This is a genomic window from Streptomyces sp. NRRL S-37, from assembly GCF_000721605.1.
Classification (GTDB): Bacteria; Actinomycetota; Actinomycetes; order Streptomycetales; family Streptomycetaceae; genus Streptomyces.
This window is the reverse complement of the sequence record NZ_JOIZ01000019.1, coordinates 1-23,091: the sequence shown is the minus strand read 5'-3', so window position 1 is coordinate 23,091 and position 23,091 is coordinate 1. Positions and strand designations below refer to the sequence as shown.

Sequence of the window (23,091 nt, the reverse complement as noted above, 5' to 3'; positions counted from 1 at the left end):
TAGCCTTTCATTGCTTCAATCTTCAGCGGATGGGCTACGGATTTCGTAGGCGTTAGCTCCGTGTTCCGGCTCGGAGTCGTCCTCCATGGCCTCCTCTGCCAGCATGCGCTCGGCCGCGCCCCGGTGCAGCGCGGCCGACGCGGGGTCGCCCAGATGCCCGAAGGAGTCGGCCAGCCGCAGGTGCAGCGCGGCCAGCAGGCGGGTGTCCTCGGCCCGGCGCGCCCATTCCACGGCCTCCTGGCAGGTGCGCAGCGACTCCTCGAGCCGGCCGGCGTACTCCTGCACCCGGGCCAGTTCGCTCAGGGCCCGCGCCTGTGCGGCCACGTCCCCGTGCCTGCGGTGTCCGGCGACGGCCGCGCGCCAGTCGCGCAGCGCCTCGCCGTAGCGGCCGGCGTAGGTGTGGGCGGCGCCGATGCGGCCGTAGAGCCGGGCGGCGTCCTCGCCCTCGCCGCGGGCCAGCCGCTCGGCCAGGGCGCGGCCGAACCAGTCGGCGGCCCGGTCGTAGTCCCCGAGTTCCAGATGGGCGCCGCCCACGGATTCCATCGCGCGGCCGGTCGCGTACGGGTCGTTCGCCTCGCGTCCGGCGTCCAGCGCGGCCCGGTAGCGTCCCAGGGCGTCGGCGGTACGGCCGGTACGGGCGTCGAGGTCGCCGAGGTTCAGCAGGGCCGCCGCCCGCTCGCGGGGCAGGTCGCGGCGCTCGGCGACGTCGAGGACCAGGCCGTGGATGTCATACAGGTCGCTCGCGGCGGCCTGGGTGCCGACGTGCGCCACCATGGCCCGCACGAGCTGGGCCATCAGGCGCCGGGCGAGGGTGTCCAGTTCCCCGTCGGCGACCGCGAGCCGCGCGGAGGCCAGCAGGGCGGGGCGGCGCGCGCGCAGCCAGTCGGCGGCGGCCCGCGGGCCGGGGAAACGCAGGGCGCTCGGCATGCCGAGGAGCAGCTCGCGCGCCCGGGGACTGTCGGTCTCGGTGATGGCCCGGCACGACTGGAGCAGCCGTACGGTCCGCTCCAGCATCCGGGCGCGGGCCAGCCGCAGCTCGGCGGGCCGCTCGTAATCCTCGGCGAGGGCGCTCAGCAGGGGCTGCAGACAGCCGGGCACCTCGTACTGCGGCAGCGGCGGGCCGTCCACCGGGTGCAGCAGCCCGTGGGCGGCGAAGTCGTCCAGGGTGGCGCGGGCGGACTCCACCGGGCAGCCGGCGAGGGCGGCGGCGGTGTGCGGGTCGACCAGACCGGCCGGGGCGAGGCTGAGCAGCCGCAGGGTGTGGGCGGCCGGCGCGGGCAGTGAGGCGTGCACGAGCCGCAGGACGCGGCTGACGACGGTGTCCTGGCCGGGGTCCGTGTGCAGTTGCTTGGCGAGGTCGGCGACGGCGGCCTGGGGCCGGGCGGCGAGCCAGCCGCCGGCCAGCACCAGGGCGGCCGGCTGGCCCTGGCACTGCTCGGCGAGCCGTTCGGCGGCCCGGGGGTCGACCGTGATGCGCACCGATCCGGTGAACCGGGACAGCACCTCCACCGCGGATTTGGTGTCGAGGCCGCCGAGGGTGCAGGGACGGACGTCCGCGATGCCGGTCAGCGGCCCCGAGGAGACGGCGACAGCCAGGCAGTCCGGGTTGTCCGGCAGCAGCGCGTCGACCTGCTCGGCGTCGGCCGCGTCGTCCAGCAGGAGCAGTACCCGGCGGTCGGCCAGCGCGGTGCGCAGCGCCTCGCTGAGCTCGTCCCCGGTGGCTCCGGCCGGGGCGGGCACCGCCAGCGCGCCGAGCAGTTCCCGCGCGGCGCGCTCGACGGGCACACGCGTGCCGTCGGGTTCGCTCAGCCGGGCGCGCAGCACGCCGTCGGGGTAGCGGTCGGCGACCTGGCGCACGAGTTCCCCGGCGAGGGCACTCCGGCCCGAGCCGGGCCGGCCGGCGATGAGCAGGACGCGTGCGCGGGGCGCCTTGCGGCCGGAGAGGGTGTCCAGTCCCGCGCGCTCGATGTCGGCGCGCAACTCCTTCAACTCCCTGGTACGGCCCAGGAATCGACCCTCGTCGGCGACGTCCCGAAGGAACCGCACACCGTCCGGGTCCACCGCCTGATCCGTCACGGGCCTCACTCCCGTCCCACCGCGCGCGCAAGCCCGCCGGGGCTCCGGACCGGGCGTTTTCCAGAGCCTAGTTCACGCTGCGCGACGTTCCGTGAGGAGCACTGCGGCAGGGCGGGACTCCCCCCGATCGGATCAACCGATCGTAAGACCGTCAGCCCGGTGGCACCGGGGACATCCACCCCTCCGGGGGAGTTCGAGGAGCGGGGTCCGGGACGAGAAGGAGCGGCGGGGGCGGTCAAGGGCACCCCCGCCGGCGTCACTCCCCGAACGGCCGCAGCGCGGGACTGTGCCGATACGCGGTTCCACCGCGCGGGCGCGACCGGCCACGACGAAGCCGCGGACACCCGGTCACGCCTCACGGCGTCCCGTCGGCGTCAGGCCTCGAACGGCCGCGCCGGCCACGGCGCCTGAGCCGGACGCAGCGCGTCCAGGCCGTCGCCGGCCCGCGCGGCGACCAGCGAGAGGACGCCCACCACCAGGCAGTTGTTGTGCAGCTCGCCGGCGAGCACGCCGCGCACCAGTTCCTCGACCGGGACCCGGGCCAGCTCCATGTCGGCCTCCTCGTCCTCGACCACGAACCGCTCGCCCTCGGCCTCGGACAGCCCCCGCGCGAGGAAGATCCGTACGGCCTCGTCACAGCCGCCGGGCGTGGTGTAGACGTCGGTCAGCACCCGCCAGTCCTCCGCCTTGACGTGCGCCTCCTCGTACAGCTCGCGCTGGGCGGCGTGCAGCGGGTTCTCGCCGGGCACGTCGAGCAGGCCGGCCGGGATCTCCCACAGCCGGTGGCGCACGGGGTGGCGGTACTGGCGCAGCACCAGGACCCGGTCGGCGTCGTCGAGGGCGAGGACGGCCACGGACCCGGGGTGGACCTGGTAGTCGCGGTGGACCACGCTTCCGTCGGGCATGACCACGTCGTCGGTGCGGACGGAGGTCTTGTTGCCCGTGAACGGGGTCTCGCTCCCGCGGACCTCCCACTCCTCCGGGGTGTCCTTGATCGTCATGGCTGTCCTTCCCGACGTACGGCGGCCGTGCGCGTGCCGTGCGTGAACATGGGCGAAAAAGTGGCCGGGGCGCGCACCTTTTGAGAGTTCGCGCCCCGGCCACCGTACAACCGGGTGTGTTACTTCGAGATCTTCCGCTCGACCGCGGCCTTCACCAGACCCGCGAAGAGCGGGTGCGGACGGGTCGGACGCGAGCGCAGCTCCGGGTGCGCCTGGGTCGCGACCAGGTACGGGTGGACCTCGCGCGGGTACTCGACGTACTCGACGAGCTTGCCGTCCGGGGAGGTGCCGGAGAAGACGATGCCCGCCTTCTTCTCCAGCTCCGCGCGGTAGGCGTTGTTCACCTCGTAGCGGTGCCGGTGGCGCTCCTCCACGTACTCCTTGCCGTCGTACACCTCGCGCACGATGGAGCCCTCGGCCAGCTTCGCCGGGTACATGCCGAGCCGCATGGTGCCGCCCATGTCGCCCTCGCCGGCGACGATGTCCATCTGCTCGGCCATGGTGGAGATCACGGGGTGGGCGGTGCCCGGGTCGAACTCGGTGGAGTTGGCGTCGGAGACGTCCGCGAGGCTGCGCGCGGCCTCGATCACGATGCACTGCAGGCCCAGGCACAGGCCCAGCAGCGGGATGCGGTTCTCGCGGGCGTACTTGATCGCGCCGACCTTGCCGAGCACACCGCGGTCGCCGAAGCCGCCGGGGATGCAGATGGCGTCGACGTCACCGAGCTGCGCCTGGGCGCCGGCCGGGGTCTTGCAGTCGTCGGAGGTGACCCACTTGATCTTCACGCGGGCCTTGTTGGCGAAGCCGCCCGCGCGCAGCGCCTCGGTGACCGAGAGGTAGGCGTCGGGCAGGTCGATGTACTTGCCGACCAGGGCCATGACGATCTCGTGCTCGGGATTGTGGACGCGGTCCAGCAGGTCGTCCCAGGTCGTCCAGTCCACGTCCCGGAACGGCAGGTCGAGCTTGCGCACGACGTAGGCGTCCAGGCCCTCGGCGTGCACGACCTTCGGGATGTCGTAGATCGAGCGGGCGTCGGGGCAGGCCACCACGGCGGCCTCGTCCACGTCGCACATCAGCGAGATCTTCCGCTTGATCGCGGTGGGCACCTCGCGGTCGCAGCGCAGCACGATCGCGTCCGGCTGAATGCCGATGTTGCGCAGCGCGGCGACCGAGTGCTGGGTCGGCTTCGTCTTCAGCTCGCCCGAGGGACCGATGTACGGCAGGAGCGAGATGTGCACCACGAACACGTTGTCCCGGCCGACCTCGTGCCGGACCTGGCGGACGGTCTCCAGGAACGGCAGCGACTCGATGTCGCCGACCGTGCCGCCGACCTCCGTGATCACCACGTCGACCTCGTCGGTCGCCATGCGGCGGATGCGGTGCTTGATCTCGTTGGTGATGTGCGGGATGACCTGCACGGTGTCGCCCAGGTACTCGCCGCGCCGCTCCTTGGCGATCACCGTCGAGTAGACCTGGCCGGTGGTGACGTTGGCCGAGCCGTCCAGGTCGCGGTCGAGGAACCGCTCGTAGTGGCCGATGTCCAGGTCGGTCTCGGCACCGTCGTTGGTGACGAACACCTCACCGTGCTGGAAGGGGTTCATCGTGCCCGGGTCGACGTTGAGGTACGGGTCGAGCTTCTGCATCACGACGCGCAGACCCCGGGCCTTGAGCAGCATGCCCAGGCTGGAGGCGGTGAGCCCCTTGCCGAGCGAGGAGGCGACACCCCCGGTGACGAAGATGTGCTTGGTCGTCGAGGATTTGGGCGGCATGGCCAAGAGGGGGCTCCCGTGGTCGCGGCTTGTGGGTGCGGTTCCGGGGCTTTCTCGCCCACCGGTCCACGGGCTACCAGCGTATCAGCGCCGCGGAGGGATGGCGCCCGGCCACGCTCCGCGCACGCGCCGCCACGGGCGAGCACCGCACACGGGACCCTCACCCGTTGGTCACTCGTTCGGCGGAGCCCGGTTGTCCGGAGCGGCACACAGATCATCTACGTGCGTCGTATCCTGCTCGGACATTCACTGCCGAGCCCGGCCGGTCGAACGGCACCACCCCCGCCCGTGACCTCCGGAACAACGTGAGCTCGTCAGTTCGTTGAGCAGAGATCGGCATTTTGCATGCAAGGCTGGGCGACTGCTTTGCTTCACAGCTCAACGACGCAATTCAAAACCCCTTGACCGCACCAAGCGACAACCCCTTTGCGGGGTGACGTGGCCGTTCGACTGGAGTTGCACGTGGCCGGGCGCATCGAAGACTACGCACTCATCGGAGACATGCAGACCGCCGCGCTGGTCTGCCGGGACGGCACGGTGGACTGGCTGTGCCTGCCCCGTTTCGACTCCCACGCCATCTTCGCCGGTCTGCTGGGCACCGAGGAGCACGGCTTCTGGCGGCTGGGTCCCGCGCACGCCGACGACGCCGAGCCGCCCGCGGCGACCCGGCGCGGCTACCGCGGCGACTCGCTGATCCTGGAGTCCGAGTGGGACACCCCGCGCGGCACGGTCCGGGTGACGGACTTCATGCCCCCGCGCGACGGCGCCCCGCAGCTCATCCGGATCGTGGAGGGCGTCTCGGGCCGGGTCCCCATGCGCTCGGCGCTGCGGATGCGGTTCTCCTACGGCAGGATCGTCCCGTGGGTGCACCGGCACGAGGGACGCACGGTCGCCGTCGCGGGCCCGGACTCCGTGTGGTTCGACACCTCCGCGCCGACCTACGGCGAGTCCCTGACCACGTACGCGGACTTCACGGTCGCGCCGGGCGAGCGGATCGCGTTCACCATCTCCTGGGAGCCCTCGCACAAGCAGCCGCCGCCGCTGCCGGAGCCGGAGCAGTCGCTGGAGGCGACCGAGGAGTTCTGGCGCGAGTGGGTGGAGCACTGTACGTACCACGGCCCCTACCGCGAGGCCGTGATCCGCTCCCTGATCACGCTCAAGGCCCTGACGTACGCCCCGACCGGCGGCATCGTGGCCGCGCCCACCACCTCCCTGCCGGAGGACATCGGCGGCGTCCGCAACTGGGACTACCGCTACACCTGGCTGCGGGACGCGGCGATCACCCTGTCGTCGCTGCTGCGCACCGGCTACCGCGAGGAGGCCCGCGCCTGGCGCGAGTGGCTGCTCCGCGCGGTGGCGGGCGACCCGGAGAACCTGCAGATCATGTACGGCATCGCCGGTGAGCGCGAGCTCGGCGAGGCGGAGCTGGACTGGCTGCCCGGCTACGAGAACTCGGCCCCGGTCCGGGTGGGCAACGGTGCCGCGCACCAGCTCCAGCTCGATGTGTACGGCGAGGTCACCGAGGCCCTGCACCTGGCCCACATGACGGGTCTGGCCCGCAACGACTACGCCTCGCTGCTCCAGCTCAAGCTGATCCGCTACCTGGAGAAGCACTGGCAGGAGCCGGACGAGGGCATCTGGGAGGTGCGCGGCCCGCGCCGCCACTTCGTGCACTCCAAGGTGATGGCCTGGGTCGCCGTCGACCGCACCATCAAGCTGATCGAGTCCGGCGACGCCGACGGCCCGCTGGAGCAGTGGAAGCAACTGCGCGACGACATCCACCGGGACGTGTGCGAGAAGGGCTACGACAAGGAGCGCAACACCTTCACGCAGTCCTACGGCTCGAAGGTGCTGGACGCCTCCCTGCTGCTGATCCCGCAGGTGGGCTTCCTGCCGCCGGACGACAAGCGCGTGATCGGCACCGTCGAGGCGATCCAGCGCGAGCTGTCCACCTCCGACGGCTTCATCCTGCGCTACCCGACGGAGGGCGAGGACGAGGGCGTCGACGGCCTGCCGGGCGACGAGGGCGCGTTCCTCGCCTGCTCGTTCTGGATGGCGGACGACCTGGCGATGATCGGCCGGGTGGACGAGGCGCGGAAGCTCTTCGAGAAGCTGCTCTCCCTGCGCAACGACCTCGGCCTGCTGGCGGAGGAGTGGGACCCGCGCCTGCAGCGCCAGGTCGGCAACTTCCCGCAGGCCTTCAGCCACGTCCCCCTCATCGACACGGCCCTGCGGCTGACGGCCTCGGGGGCGTACGGGGGCTGAGGCCCACGCGTCCCGGAACGCCCGGCGGCGGTGACGGCCGCCGGCCCGGGCGGCACCCCCTAGCCCGGCGCGAGCGCCGTCAGGGTGCGTTCCCCGTCGGGGTCGCCCGCCGTGGCCGGGACCAGGGCGATCTCGTCCAGCCCCGCCGCCGCGTAGGCGTCCATGCGGGCCCGTACGGTGCCGGGGGTGCCGATCAGGCCGACCGTGGCCGCGGCCTCGACCGGCAGGGCCCGGAGCAGCGTGTCGGCGTCGGCACCCGTACGGGCCAGGTCGACGGCCTCGCCGAAGCCCGCCGCCGCGAACATCTCGCGGTAGCCGGGCACGGTGAGGTAGCCGACGACGCTGCGCAGGATCTGGGTGAGCGAGGCGGGGTCGGGGTCGACGGCGGCGGGCACCCAGGCGGCCAGCCTCGGCGGGGTGCGGCCGGCCCGCTCGGCCGCGTCGAGCATCTTGGCACGCAGGACGCGGACCTGTTCCGGGGAGACCACGTCGAGGAGCATCCGGTCGGCGTGCGCGGCGGCCGCGGCGATCGCCCGGTCGCCGAACCCGGCCACCGTGAGCGGGCCGCCGGGCGGCTGCTGCCGGCGCCGGAACCCGCTGCCGGGCACGACCGGCTCGCCGGGCTTCCCGTGCAGCAGCACCCGCAGGGCGGCGGCCGTCTCCTCCAGCACGGCCGCGGGGCGGACCCGGGGCCGGTCGTGCACGCCCTCGACGACCCGCTTGCTGGACGTGCCCAGCGCCACCCCCACCGGGCGCCCGGTGACCGCCGCCGTCGAGGCGGCGCCCCGCGCGAGGCTGTACGCGTCGCGCACCGACACCGCCATCGGACCGGCGGTCAGGGCGACCCTGCCGGTGGCCCGCCCGACCGCCGTGGCCAGCACGAACGCGTCCCAGGTCGGCCCCTCGCCGAGCCACACCTCGCCGTATCCGAGCCGGTCGGCGAGCGCCGCCACCCGCAACGACTCGTCGACGGGCCTGTCGTCCTCACGCGCCGCGGCGACCACACTGATCTCCATGGTCACGCACTACCCCTTCGACGTCATGCGAACCCCGGCTGTCCGGGCGACATCCGCGCAGGTAGCGTCCCCGTATGGAGAGCGGATACGACACCCGGGGCGCCGGGATCACCGTGCGGCGGGCGCTGGAGCTGCCCGGGCTGCGCGGCGGGCTGCCGGAGGTCGTGGCGGGCGCCGACCGGCTGGGGCGCACGGTGCGCTGGGTGCACGCCGGTGAGGTGCCCCACGTCGCCTCGCTGCTCAAGGGCGGCGAGCTGCTGCTGACCACCGGGTACGGACTCGGCACCCGCCCCGCCGACCAGCGGACGTTCGTGCGCACACTGGCCGAGCGGGGCATCGCGGCCCTCGTCGTCGAGCTGGGCCCGCGCTTCCCCCGGCTGCCCGCCGCCCTCGTCGACGCGGCCAGGTCGGCGGGGCTGCCCCTGGTCCAGCTGCACCGCGAGGTGCCGTTCGTGACGGTCACCGAGGAGATCCACACCGAGATCGTCAACGGGCACTACGCGCTGCTGCGACGCGCGGAGGAGGTGCACCGCCGGTGCACCGGAGCGCTGCTGGGCGGCGGCGGGGTCCCGCGGGTACTGGAGATCCTCGCCGGGTTCACCGGCAACCCGGTGTTCCTGGAGGCGGCCGACGGACGGCTGCTGTACGCGGCCGGCGAGGGACCCGAGGGCGCGGACCCGCTCCAGGTGTGGGAGGGGCTGCGCGACCGGCACCGGGACGACCCGCCGGCCGGTTCGGCACTCGTGGACGTGCCCGGCGGCGGCCCCGGCAGCGGCGGCGTACGGGCGCGGCTGGTGCTGCTTCCGGTGCGCAGCGCGCCGGAACCGGTCCACCGCATGGCGGCCGAGCGGGCGGCCGGCCTGCTCGCCGTGGTGCTGATGCAGGCGCGTCAGGAGGAGGAGCTGGCGGCGCGGGGGCGCGGGGACTTCCTCACCGACCTCGCCGAGGGCCGGGTCGGCGCGGCGGACGCGCCCGCGCAGGCGCGCGTGCTGGGCTTCAGGCCGGGGACCGGACCGCTGCTGCCGGTGGTGATGCGGCTCGGCGACGCGCTGTCCCCGCAGGGTGGCGGCTGGGCGGTGCTGTCCCGCGCGGTGGGCGAGGAACTGGCCTCGCTGGGGGTGCCCGTCCTGCTGGGCGTGCGGCCGGTGGAGGGGCGGGTGCCGCTGCTGCTGGGCCTGCGCGCGGAGGCCGAACGGCCGGCGGTCGCGGACCGGGTGGCGGCGGCGCTGCGGGCGGGCGTGGAGCGGGCGGGGATGCTGCGGCCCGGGGGCCGGCCGCCCGTCGTGGTGGTCGGGCCGGCCGGCGGCTGGGCGGCGGCGTCCACGGGGCTGCGGCACGCGGCGGAGACGGCGACGGCGGCGCAGGGGCTGCCGGACCGCCCCTGGTACGACGCCCGGCGGCTGGACATCGACCTGCTGCTGTGGCGGCTGCGCGACCACCCGGACCTGGCGGACTTCGTGGACCGCGCGATCGGTCCGGTGCTGGACCACGACCGCCGTTCCAAGCCGCCGCTGCTGCCCACCCTGGAGACCTACCTGGCGCACGCCGGACGCAAGGCGGAGACGGCCCGCGAACTCCATCTGAACCGGCAGACGCTCTACAACAGGCTCGCCCGCATCGGCGAGTTGCTGGCCACCGACCTCGACGACCCGCACACGGTCCTGACCCTGGGCCTGGCCCTCCGCGCCCGACGCCACGTGCCCTGAACCCGGGAACCGCCACCCCGGAACGGCCCGCATCGGCGAACTGCCGGCCACCACCCCGACACCCCGCACACACCCCCGGCCCCGGCCCTGGCCCTACGCCCCCGACGACACCCGCCCCGAACCCGGAGGCCGCCGTCTCAGAGCGGTCTGATCTGTGTCAACTCGTCGTACACGCTCAGCACTTGGGCGACCGTCTCGTCCTCGGTCGGCCAGGTGGCGGCCTGCCGCACCCCGCGTTCCCTGAGCAGTTCCCGGCGGTCGGGATCGTCCAGCAGCCGTACGACGGCGTCCGCGAGCGCCCGCGCGTTGCCGTACGGGACGAGTTCGGCGGCGTCTCCGACGAGTTCGGGGATGCCGCCCACCTCGGTCGCGACGAGCGGCACGCGCGCGTGGAGGGCCTCCTGGGCGAGCGGGGAACGCGACTCCCAACGGCTCGGCAGCAGGGCGATGTCGGCGGCGGCCAGCAGATCGGTGATGTCGTCGCGCCGGCCGATGAGCCGGACCGGCAGTTCCTCCTTCTCGATCCGGCGCTGGAGTTCGCCGCGCAGCGGCCCCTCCCCGGCGAGCACCACCAGCGGTACCGGGTCGAGGCGCCGCCACGCGTGTGCGGCGTCCAGCAGGACGTCGTAGCCCCGGTGCCGTTCGAGGGAGCCGACGGCGATGAGCAACGGGCGGCCGACGGCGCCGAGTTCGGCCCGGATCTTGGGCCGCAGCCGGTCGGGGTCGTCCGGCATCGGGGAGGAGCGGGGCCCGGGGAGGGACACGGCGGCCAGCCGGGCGTCCCGCGCGCCCGCGCGGCGCGCCCGGTCGACGAGGGCGGAGGTCGTCCCGAGCACCACGGTGGCCGCCTTGACGACCCGCCGCTCCAGTACGCGCAGGAAGTGGGCGCGCGGGCCGTCGGCGTGCGCCCGGTCGTGCCAGGTGACGACGAGCGGGGTGCGCCGTCCGCTCAGGGCGAGCACGGTGCGGAAGGAGGCGTGCAGCCCGTGCGCGTGGACCAGGTCGGCGCCCGTGCAGGCGGCCCGGAGCGCGGCCACCGACCCCGGGTCGCTGCTGCGCGGCACGTGCACGTGGTCGGCGCCGACGCCGGTGAAGTCGTAGGTGTGATCCGCCTCGACGGGGGCGCACACCGTGACCCGCACGCCCCTCGCGACGAGCCCCGCGGCCAGCGAGCGCACATGGGCGCCGCCGGCGGCGTTGCCACCGCCCAGCACCTGCACGGTGCGCAGCGGTGAGTGGCTGCTCACGGGGGTCACGTGGCCGGGCTCCTGGTTCGGTTCGTGCGGTCCCGAAGAACGTACGGAAGGATCGGGCGATGTCCTCGCCCTGCTCCGTCAAGGATGCCAGGCCGTACGGCCGTTCCGGCAACGCCGACGTCACGGGCCCGGGTCCGCGCGGAACAACATGTCACCCACACGAGTGACGGAGCCTCACCCTCCTCCGGCTACACGTCCGCCCGGGCCGTCGCCAGCAGCTCCTCCGCGTGGGCCCGGGCCGTTTCGGAGTCCTCCTGGCCGGCGAGCATGCGGGAGAGTTCGCGGATGCGGTCCTCGCCTTCGAGCACCTTCACGCCGGACCGGGTGACCGAGCCGTCGTTGGTCTTCTCCACCAGCAGTTGCCGGTCGGCGAACGCGGCCACCTGCGGCAGGTGCGTGACGACCACGACCTGCGCGGTCTTCGCCAGCTTCGCGAGCCGCCGGCCGATCTCGACCGCCGCCTTGCCGCCGACACCGGCGTCGACCTCGTCGAAGAGGTACGTCGGCACGGGGTCCGTGCCCGCGAACACCACCTCCACGGCCAGCATCACGCGCGACAGCTCACCGCCCGACGCGCCCTTGGCGATGGGCCGGGGCGGCGCTCCGGGGTGCGGGGCGAGCAGCAGCTCCACCTCGTCCACGCCCGACGGCCCGTAGGCCACCGTGCGCCCGTCCACCTCGACGCCCTCCGGGTCCTCGGTCTGCCGGATGTCGAACGACACGCGCGCGTGCGGCATGGCCAGCGAGGCCAGCTCGGCGGTGACCGCCGACGCGAACCGCTGCGCCGCCTCCGTCCGCGCGTCCGTCAGCTCCTGCGCCAGGGCGCCCAGCTCCGCGCGGAGCGCGTCCCGCTCGGCGGTCAGCTCCCCGATCCGCTCGTCGTCGCCGTCCAGCTCGGTCAGCCGCGCGGCGCTCTGCTCGGCCCACGCCAGCACCGACGCGATGTCCTCGCCGTACTTCCGGGTCAGCGCGGTGAGCGCGGCCCGCCGCTCCTCCACCGCCGCCAGCCGCAGCGGATCGGCGTCCAGGTCGTCGGCGTACCCCGCCAGCTCCCCGGCCACGTCCCGCAGCAGGATGCCGACCTCCCCGATCCGGTCGGTCAGCGCGGCCAGCGCCGGATCGTGCGCCCGTACGGCCTCCAGCGCCCGCTGGGCGCCCGCGACGAGCGTCCCGGCGTCCACGCCCTCGGGGTCCTCCGGATCACCCGCGAGCGCGGCGTGCGCGAGGGCCGCGGCGGACGCCAGCGCCTCGGCGTGCCCGAGCCGCTCGGCCTCCTCCGCCAGCTCCACGTCCTCGCCCGCGCGGGGCTCCACGGCGGCGATCTCCTCCAGCCCGAAGCGCAGCAGGTCGGCCTCCTGGGCCCGCTCACGCGCGCGCGTGGTGATCTGCTCCAGCTCCGTGGTCACGGCCCGCAGCCGCTTGTACGCCTCGCCGTACTTGCCGAGCGGCACGGCGACCGCGTATCCGGCGTACCGGTCGAGCGCCTGCCGCTGCCGGGACAGCTTCAGCAGCCCCTGCTGGTCGGTCTGCCCGTGCACGGCCACCAGCTCGTCGGCGAGCTCGGCGAGCAGCCCCACGGGCACGCTCCGCCCGCCCAGGTGCGCCCGTGACCGCCCCTCGGCGGAGACGGTACGGCTGACCAGCAGCGTCCCGTCGTCCAGCTCGGCCCCGGCCTCCTCGGCCCGTACGACGGCCGCGGCGCCCTCGGGCACGGCGATCCGTCCCTCGACCACCGCGTTCTTCGCGCCGATCCGCACCAGGGCCGCATCCGCCCGTCCACCCAGCAGCAGGCCCAGGCTGGTGACCACCATGGTCTTGCCCGCACCCGTCTCACCGGTGACGGCGGTGAAGCCGGGCGACAGCTCGACAACAGCGTCGTCGATGACCCCGAGCGACCGTATCCGCATCTCCTCAAGCACGCCCCCGACCTTACGAGGTCCGAGCCGGGGAGTGCGACCGCCCCGCCCTTGTCACCCAGGCGAGTGGAAGCGCCCCCTCAGGGCGCGGGGCTGTATCGACATGCGGCTCCGCCGCGTGGGCGCGAACAACCACACTCGACCCGCACCCGCCGACACTCCGAAACCACCCCATCGAGAGGGCTAATGAGGCGCCCCACGCCACCCCGACACGGGCAGAGCGAATTTCGCGACCAACCGGTCGGTGAAGGAAGCGTGGTGCAACCGGGCCAGCCGCACCGGCACGGCCCCCCGCCGCACCTCCACCCGCGCCCCGACCGGCAGCTCGACGGTCCGCCGCCCGTCGCACCACAGCACCCCCGGGGGGACGTGCGGCAGCATCTCCACCGCCAGCACCGAGTCCGGCGAGGTCACCAGCGGCTTGGCGAACAGCGCGTGCGCCGAGATCGGTACCATCAGCAGCGCCTCGACCTCCGGCCACACCACGGGCCCGCCCGCGGAGAACGCGTACGCCGTCGATCCCGTCGGCGTGGCGCACACGATCCCGTCGCAGCCGAACCCGGTGACCGGCCGCCCGTCGATCTCCAGGACGACCTCCAGCATCCGCTCGGCGGACACCTTCTGCACGGCCGCCTCGTTCAGCGCCCAGTCGGTGTGCACGATGTCGCCGTTGCGGTGCACCACGACGTCGACGGTCATCCGCTCCTCGACCTCGTACGCCCGGCTCACCACCCGGTCGACGACCTTGTCCAGGTCGTCCCGCTCGGCCTCGGCGAGGAACCCGACCCGCCCGAGGTTGACGCCCAGCATGGGCACCCCGGAGGCGCGGGCGAACTCGGCGCCGCGCAGCAGCGTGCCGTCACCGCCCAGGACGATCAGCAGCTCGCAGTCGTCCAGGCACTGCGGGGTGGCCTCCTTGACGGTCTGCACGTCGTCCGGGAGCGGCAGGTCGCGGGCCTCGTCCTCCAGGACCCGTACCCCGAGACCGGAGCGCAGCAGCCCTTTGACCACGAGTTCGGCGCTGCGGATGGCCGCGGGCCGCCCTGTGTGGGCCAGCAGGAAAACAGTACGAGCTCGGTTCTGTGTCAACGCGGCCCCTCCGCCACAGCACGGTCAACGTCGGCCGGGTCCAGTTCCGGAGCCCCGGCCCGCAGCCACAGGAAGTATTCGACATTCCCGGAGGGTCCGGGCAGCGGACTCGCCGTCACGCCCTTCGCTCCGAGCCCCAGCTCCCAGGCCTTCGCGGCCACTCCCCGCACGGCCTCGGCACGCAACTGCGGGCTGCGGACGACTCCGCCGCTGCCCAGCCGCTCCTTGCCCACCTCGAACTGCGGCTTCACCATCATCACCAGGTCGGCGTCCGGCTTCACGCACCTCTTCAGGGCGGGCAACACCAGTCCGAGCGGGATGAAGGACAGATCCCCCACGACAAGATCCACAGGCTCCCCATCGATGACCTCGAGCGTCAACTCCCGTACGTTCGTACGGTCCTTGACGGTGACGCGTTCATCGTTGCGCAGACTCCAGGCGAGTTGTCCGTATCCGACGTCCACGGCGACCACGTGCGCGGCCCCGGCCCGCAGCAGGACGTCGGTGAAGCCACCGGTGGAGGCGCCGGCGTCGAGCGCCCGCCGCCCCTCGACGGCCAGCCCCAGCGGCACGAAGGCGTCGAGGGCGCCGGCCAGCTTGTGGCCGCCGCGCGAGACGTAGTCCGGGTCGCCCGCGTCCTCGGTGACGACGATCGCGGCGGCGGTCTCCACCTGGGTGGCGGGCTTGGTCGCGACCGTCCTGCCGACGCTGACCCGCCCGGCGGCGATCAGCTGGCTGGCGTGCTCACGCGAGCGCGCGAGCTTACGGCGGACCAGCTCCGCGTCGAGACGGCGGCGTGCGACTCCTGCCACGTTCGGTTCAGCTCCTGTGTTCGTGTGCCGGTGAGGGCCCCGGAGGTCCCGGGGGTCCCGGGCGGGCGTCGAGCGCGGTGAGCGCGTCGCGCAGCCCCCGGTGTACATCCTCGTACACCTCGGCGTGGCCGTCCGTGGCGAGGTGGTCGGCGTCGGCCAGCCGCGCCACGTGGGCGTCGATGCCGGGATGCCCGGTGGGGGTGCGCGGCACGTCCAGGGGTGCGGGGGCGGCGGGACCGTCGTCCTGGGGCGGCGCCTGCCCGGGCTCCGGCTCCGGCACTGTGTCGTTCATGCCCCGACGCTACCGCGAACGGCTGCGGTACCGTCGTCCGCGATGGCCACGATCGAGGAGTGCCGTACCGCACTCGACACGTTTTCGGACAGCATGGCGAGCGCCGAGGGGGACGTCCGCGCGGCCCTGGCGATGGACCGTTCGGTCAGCTGCCACATCACCGATCTGGACGTGACCTTCGCCGGCCGGCTCACCGGCGGCCGGATCGAGGTGCACGAGACGTTCCCCGGCCCGCCGCGCGAGAGGGCGCAGATACGGCTCGCGATGACGGGCGACGACCTGCTGGCCCTGGTCGACGGTGAACTGCACTTCGCCAGGGCCTGGGGGTCGGGCCGGGTACGGCTCGAGGCGGGGCTGCGCGACCTGTTCCACCTCAGGAAGCTTCTGTAGCGACCGCCTTCCGTGCCGGGTCCTTCGCCCGCGCGGTGCGGGCCGCCGGCACCACCAGCGGGGTGCCCGTCTCGGGATCGTCGATGACCTGGCAGCGCAGCCCGAAGACCTCCTCGACCAGACCGGCGGTGACGATGTCCTTCGGGGCGCCCTGGGCGATGACCTTCCCCCCGCGCAGGGCGATGAGGTGGGTGGCGTACCGGGCCGCGTGGTTGAGGTCGTGGAGGACGGCGACGAGGGTGCGTCCCTGCTCCTCGTGCAGGTCCGCGCAGAGGTCGAGCACGTCGATCTGGTGCTGGATGTCGAGGAACGTGGTCGGCTCGTCGAGCAGCAGCAGCGGGGTCTGCTGGGCCAGCGCCATGGCGATCCACACGCGCTGGCGCTGACCGCCGGAGAGTTCGTCGACGTAGCGTTCCGCGAGCTCGGCGACGCCGGTGCGGGCCATCGACTCCTGGACGACGCGCTCGTCCTCGGCGGACCACTGGCGCAGCAGGCCCTGGTGCGGGTAGCGGCCGCGGCCCACCAGGTCGCCGACGGTGATGCCGTCGGGCGCGATGGACGACTGGGGCAGCAGGCCGAGGGTGCGGGCGACCTTCTTGGCCGGCATCGACTGGATGACCTGCCCGTCGAGCAGCACGCGCCCCTCGCTCGGCTTGAGCATTCTCGACAGTGCCCGCAGCAGCGTCGACTTGCCGCACGCGTTGGGGCCGACGATCACGGTGAAGGAGTTGTCCGGTATCTCCACCGACAGCTGTTCGGCGATGACCCGCTGGTCGTAGGCCAGGGTGACGTTCTCGGCGGACAGTCGGTTCACGGTGCTCCTTCGGTGGTTCGTCCCGCTGCTGGTGGTGGCGCTCATATCCGGCCCGCCCTGCGCTCGGTGACCAGCAGCCACAGCAGGTAGACACCGCCGAGCACGCCGGTGACCACGCCCACGGGCAGCTGCTCGGCGCCGAACGCCCGCTGCGACACCCAGTCGGCGGTGACCAGGAGGGCGGCGCCCATGCACAGCGACGCGGCCAGGTTGGGGCCGGGCGCACGGGTCATCCGCCGGGCGAGCTGGGGCGCGGTGAGCGCGACGAAGCTGACCGGTCCGGCGGCGGCGGTCGCGGACGCGGTGAGCAGCACGGCCGACAGCATCAGCAGCAGCCGTACGCGCTCCACGCGCACGCCGAGGGCGTACGAGACGTCGTCGCCCATCTCCAGCATCCGCAGGCCGCGCGCGTTGGCGAGGACGAGCGGTACGAGGACGGCGCACAGGGCGAGCAGCGGCCAGACCTGGTCCCAGTCCCGGCCGTCGAGGGATCCGGTCATCCAGACGACCGCGCGGGCCGCGTCGACGATGTCGGATCTGGTGAGCAGGTAGCCGTTGACCGCCGTGACGACCGCCGAGACGCCGATGCCGACCAGGACCAGCCGGTATCCGTGCACGCCCCGCTTCCAGGCGAGCGCGTAGATGGCGAACCCGGTCACCAGTCCGCCGGCGAGCGCGCCGAGGGCGACCTGGCCCGCGGTCCCGGAGAACAGCACGATCACCGTGAGGGCGCCGGCCGTCGCCCCCTGCCCGAGGCCGAGCACGTCCGGGCTGCCCAGCGGGTTGCGGGAGACGGACTGGAACAGCGCGCCGCCGAGCCCGAGGGAGGCGCCGACGAGCAGCCCGACCAGGACCCGGGGCAGCCTGAGTTCGTTGACGATGAACTCCTGGCCGGGATTCCCCTCGCCGACGAGCGTCCTGAGCACGTCGGCGGCGGGGATCGGGAAGTCGCCGGTGCCGATCAGCACCACGCTCGCGGTGAGCGCCGCGAGCAGCAGCAGGACGGTGACGGTGAGGGCGCGCACGTCCAGCCGGACCGAGAGGCCGCCGGGAGTGCGCACCGCGCGGTTGGTCTTCACAGCTGGGCCGTCCTCCGCCGTCGTACGAGAAAGATGAAGACCGGGCCGCCGAGGATCGCGGTGACGATGCCGACCTGGAGTTCGGCGGGCCGGGCCACGATCCGGCCGATGACGTCGGCGCCGAGCAGCAGCACGGGCGACAGGACCGCGGCGTACGGCAGGATCCAGCGCAGGTCGGGTCCGGTGAAGGAGCGCACGATGTGCGGCACCATCAGGCCGACGAAGACGATCGGCCCGCAGGCGGCGGTCGCGGCCCCGCACAGCACGGTCGCGGCGAGCATGGACAGCGCGCGGGTGCGGTTGAGGTTGGCGCCGAGCGCCTTGGCGGTGTCGTCGCCCATGGCCATGGCGTTGAGCGGCCGGGCGAGCGCCAGCGCCAGGAGGGAGCCGGCGAGCAGGAACGGCAGCACCTGGACGACGGTCGAGTCGGTCCCCGAGGCCAGCGAACCCACCGTCCAGAAACGCATCCTGCCGAGCGCCGCGTCGTCGAGGATCATGACGGCCTGGAGGTAGCCGTACAGCGCCGCGCTGATGGCCGTACCGGCGAGCACCAGCCGCACCGGCGTCGCGCCCCGGCTGCCGCCGAGGAACCACACCAGCGCGCCGACGGCCGCCGCCCCGAAGAAGGCGAACCACACGTATCCGGACAGCGAGGTGACGCCGAAGAAGGTGATGGCGGTGACGACGGCGGCGGACGCGCCCGCGTTGAGGCCGAGCAGTCCGGGATCGGCCAGCGGGTTGCGGGTGAGAGCCTGAAGAACCGATCCCGCCAGGCCGAGCGCGGCGCCCGCGAGTACTCCGAGGACGGTGCGTGACAGTCTGTCGGCCACGACGATGTCGCCGTAGGTGCCCGAGTCCTCGAACAGGCCGTGCCAGACCTGCTCCAGGGACAGCTCCTTCGCCCCGATCGCGATGCTCGCCAGCGCGACGAGCACCAGGATCACGACGGAGAGGAGCAGCCCGAGGACGCGTATCGCCCGGCGGTTCGGGGGCGCGGGGGCGGTCTCCGCGCGCTGTTCGGGGGGACTCTCGACCAACACGCGGTTAGGTTAGCCTACCCTCCTAATCGATCATGATCCCGAGGCCCGGCCCCCGGGTGAATACTGTCGGCGCATCCGCGGTGCGCCGCCTGGCGAATCGCTCCCCTCGGTGTCCTGCGACGGGATGCGACAGCGGCATCCCAAGAGGGAAAACGGGGCTCTCACAGCCCCAGCCGGGCCAGCGCCTTCCCGCCGTCCAGCTCGCACGCGCCGTCCCCGGCCGCCGTCCACGCCGCCGCGCACAGCGCGCGCAACCCGTCCAGCGCGCCGCCGTCGCCCTCCAGCTCCAGCTCCCCGGCCCCGGCCGTCGCCGTCCAGCCACCGCACCGGAACCCGTCGCCCGCCCCGATGACCTCCGGCTGCCCGGTGAGCATCCCGCGCAGATCGGCGTCGACATACGTCGGCCGGTGCCGCGGCGGCGCGGCGAGCAGCCGCGCGCCGTCCGTCACACCGGTCAGCACCAGCAGCGAGTCGACCTCGCCGTTGAACGCGCCCTCGATGTCCGTGTCCAGCCGGTCCCCCACCACCAGCGGCCGCTCGGCGCCCGTCCGCAGGATCGTCTCCCGGTGCATCGGCGGCAGCGGCTTGCCCGCGACCTGCGGCTCGGCACCCGTGGCGATCCGTACGACCTCCACCGCCGCGCCGTTGCCCGGGGCGATGCCCCGGCCGCCGGGAATCGTCAGGTCGGTGTTGGACGCGAACCACGGCAGCCCGCGCGCCACGGCGTACGACGCCTCGGCGAACCTCCCCCACGTCAGCTCGGGCCCGCCGTATCCCTGGACGACCGCCACCGGATCGTCGTCCGCCGACTCCACCGGCACGAGCCCCCGCTCCCGCAGCGCCACCCGCAGCCCCTCGCCGCCGATCACCAGCACCCGGGCGCCCTGCGGCACCTGCTCGGCGACCAGCCGCGCGACCGCCTGCGCGGAGGTGATGACGTCGCCGGCCTCCGCCGGTATCCCCAGCTCGGTCAGATGGGCGGCCACCACGTCCGGGGTGCGCAGGGCGTTGTTGGTCACGTAGGCGAGACGCATACCGCCCTCGCGGGCGGTGACCAGCGACTCGACCGCGTGGACGATCGCGTTCCCGCCCGCGTACACCACACCGTCGAGGTCGAGCAGCGCCGTGTCGTACGCCTCGCTCAGGGCCTGCCCACTGCCCTCGGGCCTCGTCCTGACGCTCCGGCTCATTCGCATCGCTCCTCGTTCGACGGCTTTCCCCCGATCATCCCCCATGCCACCGACACCCGTACGATGCCGGGATGAACACTGCAGGTCACTCGACGGCAAAGGCGCCCCGGGGCCTGGAACTCACCCCGTTCCGAGGCCTTCGTTACGACCCGGACCGGGTCGGCAGCCTGGCCGCCGTGACATCCCCGCCGTACGACGTCGTCGTCCGCCCCGACGGCCTGCACCACCTCCAGTCCGCCGACCCGCACAACATCGTCCGGCTGATCCTCCCCGAGGCCGGCACGCCCGAGGCGCGCAACGCCCAGGCCGCCGACACGCTGCGCCGCTGGCGCGCGGAGGGGGTCCTGACCGCCGACCCGGAACCGGGCCTGTACGTCTACGAGCAGCGCGACGGCGACGGCATGGTGCAGCGCGGCATCATCGGCGCGCTGCGCGTCTCCGACCCCGGCGAACGGCTGGTCCTGCCGCACGAGGACGTCATGCCGCACATCGTCGCCGACCGCGCGGACCTGATGCGGGCCACCTCCGCGAACCTGGAACCCCTGCTGCTCACCTACCGAGGCGACGGCGGCACTGGCGGCGGCGAAGCGACCGTCACGGCCGACCTGATCGAACACACAGCCGCACGATCGCCCCTGCTGGCGACCACCACGGAGGACGGTTTCCACCACCGGCTGTGGTCCGTCACCGACCCCGCCGACCTGGCCGCGGTCCAGGAGGAACTCGCCGGGCACCAGGCGCTCATCGCCGACGGCCACCACCGCTGGGCGACCTACCGCCGTCTCCGCGCGGAGCACCCCTCCCCCGGTCCCTGGGACCACGGCCTGGTCCTCCTGGTCGACACGGCCCGCTATCCCCTGCGGGTGCGCGCCATCCACCGGCTGCTGCACGACCTGCCGGTCGCGGACGCCTTGGCCGCCCTCGACGGCCTGTTCCACGTACGCCGTCTCGACGTGCCGCTCGCCGAGGCGATGGACGCGCTGGGCGAGGCGGCCTCGGCGGGCAACGCCTTCCTCCTCGCCGGGGACGGCGCCTTCCATCTCGTCGACCGCCCGGATCCGGGGCTGCTGGCCCGCACCGTCCCGGCCGACCGCCCGGCGGCCTGGCGCGCCCTGGACGCGACGGTCCTGCACGCCACGCTCCTCGACCACGTCTGGCGCGTCCCCGACTCCCCCGCCCACATCGCGTACATCCACGACACGGCGGCCACGGTCGAGAAGGCGGAACGCGACGGCGGAACGGCCGTCCTGCTGCACCCGGTGCGCGAGGACGTCGTCCGCGACCTCGCCCGCCAGGGCGTCACGATGCCGCGCAAGTCGACGTCGTTCGGCCCGAAGCCGGCGTCGGGCCTGGTCCTGCGCGCGCTCGACCTATGACGAAGGGGCGGGTCTCCGCAAAGACCCGCCCCTTCCTGTCCGCTCCGTGCTGTGCCCCGGACGTCAGTCCTTGTCGTCGTCCTCGTTCACGGTGCCGCCGGTCTCGTCCTCGGTCCGGTCCTCGTCGAGGGCGTCCATGAACTCCACGCCGTCCAGCTCGGCCAGCCGGTCGGAGGCGTCCGTGCTGCCGTCCCGGTCGGCCTCCACGGCCTTGGCGAACCACTCCCGTGCCTCGTCGCTGCGGCCGGCGGCGTGCAGCGCGTCGGCGTAGGCGTAGCGCAGCCGCGCGGTCCACGGCTGGACCGAGTTGGACGCCAGCTCGGAGCTCTGCAGCGTCACGATCGCCGCGTCCAGCTGCCCCATGTCACGCCGGGCGCCGGCCGCGACGAGCCGCATCTCGACCTGCCCGGCCTTGTCCAGCTTCTGCACCTCGGGCGCACCGGCCATGTCCAGCGCCTTCTCCGGCCGGCCGAGCCCACGCTCGCAGTCGGCCATGAGGGGCCACAGCTCCACGGTCCCGGTCATCCGCCGCGCGGCCCGGAACTCGGCGAGCGCCTCGGCGTACTTCTGGTTCGCGTACGCGGCGAACCCGGCGGCCTCCCGTACGGCGGCGACACGCGACGCCAGCCGCAGGGCCACCCTGGAGTAGCCGTACGCGCCCTCGGGGTCCTCGTCGATCAGCCGGGCGACCATCACCAGGTTCTTGGCGACGTCCTCCGCGAGCGTCTTGGGCAGGCTCTGCAACTCCTGCCGTACGTCCTTGTCGATCTCCTCACCGGTGACGTCCTCGGGGATCGGCAGCCGCTTGATCGGCTCGCGGTCGCGGTCGCGGTCACGGTCCTCACGGAAACGCCCGCCACCGTGCCGGTCGTCCCGGCCGCGGAACCCACCGGGCCGCCCGCCTCGGTCGTCACGCCGGGGCCCACGTCCGCCACGGTCGTCCCGGCCGCGGAAGCCCCCACGGTCACCGCCCCGGCTGTCCTCACGCCGGCCGAACCCGCCACGCTCACCGCGCTCACCACGGTTGTCATCACGGCGGAACCCACTACGGTCACCGCGGTCGTCAACGGTCACCGCGGTCGTCACGACGCGGCCCACGGTCACGGTCACGGTCGTCCCTACGCCCGAACCCGCCACCACGATTGTCGTCACGGCGGTCGTCAACGGTCACCGCGGTCGTCACGACGCGGCCCACGGTCACGGTCACGGTCGTCCCTACGCCCGAACCCGCCACCACGATTGTCGTCACGGCGGTCGTCACGACGGAAGGACGAGCGCTCACCACGATCGTCACGACGGAACGCGGGGCGGTCACCGCCCCGGTCGTCACGACGGAAGGAAGGACGGTCGTCCCTCCGGTCATCGCGACGGAAGGCGGGACGGTCACCGCGGTCGTCACGACGCGGCCCACGGTCACGGTCACGGTCATCCCTACGCCCGAACCCGCCACCACGATTGTCGTCACGGCGGAAGCCACCGCGCTGTTCGCGGTCATCGCCTCGTCGATCGTCGCGACGGTCGTCACGACGGAAGCCGCCGCGGTCGCGGTCTCCGCCTTCACGACGGGTCTGGCCACCGCGGTCGTTGTCGCGACGGAAACCGCCACGATCCCCGCGCTGGCCGCTCCGGCCATCGCGGTCACCACTGTCCCGTCGCCGCTGGTCGCGCTCCGGTCGGTCGTCGGGAGAGTTGGTGGACATCGGTGACTCCTGTCTTCGGCACTGCACCCACAGGGTCCCCCCTGCAGTACCATCGGCGCTGTAAGGCTTAGCTTCCGGGTTCGGAATGTAACCGGGCGTTTCCCCTACGCTATGACCACCGAAACCCTAATGGTTTCGAGCGAACAAGCACACTTTTCTTTTGTCTGTTCTGCTCAAAGCCGACAACGGTCGTTGTCTCAGAACTAACACAGTGGACGCGAGCAACTGAGGACAAGCCCTCGGCCTATTAGTACCGGTCAACTCCACACGTTACCGTGCTTCCATATCCGGCCTATCAACCCAG

At 73.3% G+C, this 23,091-nt stretch carries 19 protein-coding genes and 2 rRNA genes; 4 read left to right on the top strand and 17 right to left on the bottom strand.

What is annotated here, in order from left to right:
• Nucleotides 1–15: 15 nt before the first annotated feature.
• From IH50_RS0125810 to IH50_RS0125800, 3 genes are all read right to left on the bottom strand, one after another.
• Nucleotides 16–2,076: a tetratricopeptide repeat protein gene (locus IH50_RS0125810; protein WP_030866946.1), complete on the bottom strand. Its 2,061-nt coding sequence runs from the start codon at nucleotides 2,074–2,076 to the stop codon at nucleotides 16–18.
• A gap of 374 nt (nucleotides 2,077–2,450) precedes the next feature.
• The gene (locus tag IH50_RS0125805) at nucleotides 2,451–3,077 is read right to left on the bottom strand and encodes an NUDIX domain-containing protein (protein ID WP_030866944.1); all 627 of its coding nucleotides are present in this window, start codon (nucleotides 3,075–3,077) and stop codon (nucleotides 2,451–2,453) included.
• A gap of 119 nt (nucleotides 3,078–3,196) precedes the next feature.
• Complete coding sequence (locus IH50_RS0125800) at nucleotides 3,197–4,846, bottom strand: CTP synthase (protein WP_030866942.1); 1,650 nt, start codon at nucleotides 4,844–4,846, stop codon at nucleotides 3,197–3,199.
• A 462-nt stretch (nucleotides 4,847–5,308) separates the two neighbouring features.
• Here IH50_RS0125800 and IH50_RS0125795 point away from each other — a divergent pair, with 462 nt between their 5' ends.
• A complete protein-coding gene (locus tag IH50_RS0125795; protein WP_030866939.1) occupies nucleotides 5,309–7,111 on the top strand; it encodes a glycoside hydrolase family 15 protein in 1,803 nt (600 codons plus the stop codon).
• Between the two features lie 59 nt (nucleotides 7,112–7,170).
• Here IH50_RS0125795 and IH50_RS0125790 read toward each other — a convergent pair whose 3' ends face one another.
• Nucleotides 7,171–8,127: an LLM class F420-dependent oxidoreductase gene (locus tag IH50_RS0125790; protein ID WP_030866935.1), complete on the bottom strand. Its 957-nt coding sequence runs from the start codon at nucleotides 8,125–8,127 to the stop codon at nucleotides 7,171–7,173.
• Between the two features lie 74 nt (nucleotides 8,128–8,201).
• Here IH50_RS0125790 and IH50_RS0125785 point away from each other — a divergent pair, with 74 nt between their 5' ends.
• The gene (locus IH50_RS0125785) at nucleotides 8,202–9,833 is read left to right on the top strand and encodes a PucR family transcriptional regulator (RefSeq protein ID WP_030866932.1); all 1,632 of its coding nucleotides are present in this window, start codon (nucleotides 8,202–8,204) and stop codon (nucleotides 9,831–9,833) included.
• Between the two features lie 137 nt (nucleotides 9,834–9,970).
• Here IH50_RS0125785 and IH50_RS0125780 read toward each other — a convergent pair whose 3' ends face one another.
• From IH50_RS0125780 to IH50_RS0125760, 5 genes are all read right to left on the bottom strand, one after another.
• Nucleotides 9,971–11,089, bottom strand: coding sequence for a glycosyltransferase family 4 protein (locus IH50_RS0125780; RefSeq protein ID WP_030866931.1), 1,119 nt, complete (start codon nucleotides 11,087–11,089; stop codon nucleotides 9,971–9,973).
• Between the two features lie 188 nt (nucleotides 11,090–11,277).
• Nucleotides 11,278–12,996, bottom strand: a complete 1,719-nt coding sequence (gene recN, locus IH50_RS0125775) for a DNA repair protein RecN (RefSeq protein WP_030866928.1) — start codon at nucleotides 12,994–12,996, stop codon at nucleotides 11,278–11,280.
• A 192-nt stretch (nucleotides 12,997–13,188) separates the two neighbouring features.
• Nucleotides 13,189–14,094, bottom strand: coding sequence for an NAD kinase (locus IH50_RS0125770; RefSeq protein ID WP_030866925.1), 906 nt, complete (start codon nucleotides 14,092–14,094; stop codon nucleotides 13,189–13,191).
• The gene (locus IH50_RS0125765) at nucleotides 14,091–14,906 is read right to left on the bottom strand and encodes a TlyA family RNA methyltransferase (protein ID WP_030866923.1); all 816 of its coding nucleotides are present in this window, start codon (nucleotides 14,904–14,906) and stop codon (nucleotides 14,091–14,093) included. Before IH50_RS0125765 ends, IH50_RS0125770 begins: the two co-directional genes overlap by 4 nt.
• A gap of 7 nt (nucleotides 14,907–14,913) precedes the next feature.
• Nucleotides 14,914–15,198 (bottom strand): hypothetical protein, encoded by a 285-nt coding sequence (locus tag IH50_RS0125760; RefSeq protein ID WP_030866920.1) that lies wholly within the window; start codon nucleotides 15,196–15,198, stop codon nucleotides 14,914–14,916.
• A gap of 42 nt (nucleotides 15,199–15,240) precedes the next feature.
• On the opposite strand from IH50_RS0125760, the gene IH50_RS0125755 reads away from it, so the two are divergent.
• Nucleotides 15,241–15,588, top strand: a complete 348-nt coding sequence (locus IH50_RS0125755) for a sterol-binding protein (protein WP_030866918.1) — start codon at nucleotides 15,241–15,243, stop codon at nucleotides 15,586–15,588.
• Here the strand turns inward: IH50_RS0125755 and IH50_RS0125750 are convergent.
• The 4 genes from IH50_RS0125750 to IH50_RS0125735 all read right to left on the bottom strand — a co-directional run bounded on the left by IH50_RS0125750 (nucleotide 15,572) and on the right by IH50_RS0125735 (nucleotide 19,711).
• Nucleotides 15,572–16,447, bottom strand: a complete 876-nt coding sequence (locus tag IH50_RS0125750; protein ID WP_030866915.1) for an ABC transporter ATP-binding protein — start codon at nucleotides 16,445–16,447, stop codon at nucleotides 15,572–15,574. The two genes, IH50_RS0125755 and IH50_RS0125750, sit on opposite strands and share 17 nt — an antisense overlap.
• Nucleotides 16,444–17,481 (bottom strand): FecCD family ABC transporter permease, encoded by a 1,038-nt coding sequence (locus IH50_RS0125745; protein ID WP_030866913.1) that lies wholly within the window; start codon nucleotides 17,479–17,481, stop codon nucleotides 16,444–16,446. Before IH50_RS0125745 ends, IH50_RS0125750 begins: the two co-directional genes overlap by 4 nt.
• Entirely contained in the window at nucleotides 17,478–18,521 is a 1,044-nt protein-coding gene (locus IH50_RS0125740) for a FecCD family ABC transporter permease (protein ID WP_030866910.1), read from the bottom strand. Before IH50_RS0125740 ends, IH50_RS0125745 begins: the two co-directional genes overlap by 4 nt.
• A gap of 161 nt (nucleotides 18,522–18,682) precedes the next feature.
• Nucleotides 18,683–19,711: an HAD hydrolase-like protein gene (locus tag IH50_RS0125735; RefSeq protein WP_030866908.1), complete on the bottom strand. Its 1,029-nt coding sequence runs from the start codon at nucleotides 19,709–19,711 to the stop codon at nucleotides 18,683–18,685.
• Nucleotides 19,712–19,782: 71 nt separating this feature from the next.
• Between IH50_RS0125735 and IH50_RS0125730 the strand changes: the two genes are divergently transcribed.
• Nucleotides 19,783–21,087: a DUF1015 domain-containing protein gene (locus tag IH50_RS0125730; RefSeq protein WP_030866903.1), complete on the top strand. Its 1,305-nt coding sequence runs from the start codon at nucleotides 19,783–19,785 to the stop codon at nucleotides 21,085–21,087.
• Nucleotides 21,088–21,150: 63 nt separating this feature from the next.
• Here the strand turns inward: IH50_RS0125730 and IH50_RS0125725 are convergent, their stop codons facing one another.
• The 4 genes from IH50_RS0125725 to IH50_RS0125710 all read right to left on the bottom strand — a co-directional run.
• Nucleotides 21,151–21,888: a tetratricopeptide repeat protein gene (locus IH50_RS0125725; RefSeq protein WP_030866900.1), complete on the bottom strand. Its 738-nt coding sequence runs from the start codon at nucleotides 21,886–21,888 to the stop codon at nucleotides 21,151–21,153.
• Nucleotides 21,889–22,150: 262 nt separating this feature from the next.
• Nucleotides 22,151–22,729, bottom strand: a complete 579-nt coding sequence (locus IH50_RS38005; protein WP_037872910.1) for a hypothetical protein — start codon at nucleotides 22,727–22,729, stop codon at nucleotides 22,151–22,153.
• A 55-nt stretch (nucleotides 22,730–22,784) separates the two neighbouring features.
• Nucleotides 22,785–22,910 (bottom strand): 5S ribosomal RNA (gene rrf / locus IH50_RS0125715).
• A gap of 104 nt (nucleotides 22,911–23,014) precedes the next feature.
• Nucleotides 23,015–23,091: ribosomal RNA gene (locus IH50_RS0125710) — 23S ribosomal RNA — on the bottom strand; the annotation flags it as partial.

Coding starts and splice junctions, on each gene's coding strand:
- IH50_RS0125805 (WP_030866944.1), bottom strand. CDS start 3,077: ATGACGATCAAGGACACCCCGGAGGAGTGGGAGGTCCGCGGGAGCGAG.
- IH50_RS0125800 (WP_030866942.1), bottom strand. CDS start 4,846: ATGCCGCCCAAATCCTCGACGACCAAGCACATCTTCGTCACCGGGGGT.
- IH50_RS0125790 (WP_030866935.1), bottom strand. CDS start 8,127: ATGGAGATCAGTGTGGTCGCCGCGGCGCGTGAGGACGACAGGCCCGTC.
- IH50_RS0125785 (WP_030866932.1), top strand. CDS start 8,202: ATGGAGAGCGGATACGACACCCGGGGCGCCGGGATCACCGTGCGGCGG.
- recN (WP_030866928.1), bottom strand. CDS start 12,996: ATGCGGATACGGTCGCTCGGGGTCATCGACGACGCTGTTGTCGAGCTG.
- IH50_RS0125760 (WP_030866920.1), bottom strand. CDS start 15,198: ATGAACGACACAGTGCCGGAGCCGGAGCCCGGGCAGGCGCCGCCCCAG.
- IH50_RS0125755 (WP_030866918.1), top strand. CDS start 15,241: ATGGCCACGATCGAGGAGTGCCGTACCGCACTCGACACGTTTTCGGAC.
- IH50_RS0125750 (WP_030866915.1), bottom strand. CDS start 16,447: ATGAGCGCCACCACCAGCAGCGGGACGAACCACCGAAGGAGCACCGTG.
- IH50_RS0125735 (WP_030866908.1), bottom strand. CDS start 19,711: ATGAGCCGGAGCGTCAGGACGAGGCCCGAGGGCAGTGGGCAGGCCCTG.
- IH50_RS0125730 (WP_030866903.1), top strand. CDS start 19,783: ATGAACACTGCAGGTCACTCGACGGCAAAGGCGCCCCGGGGCCTGGAA.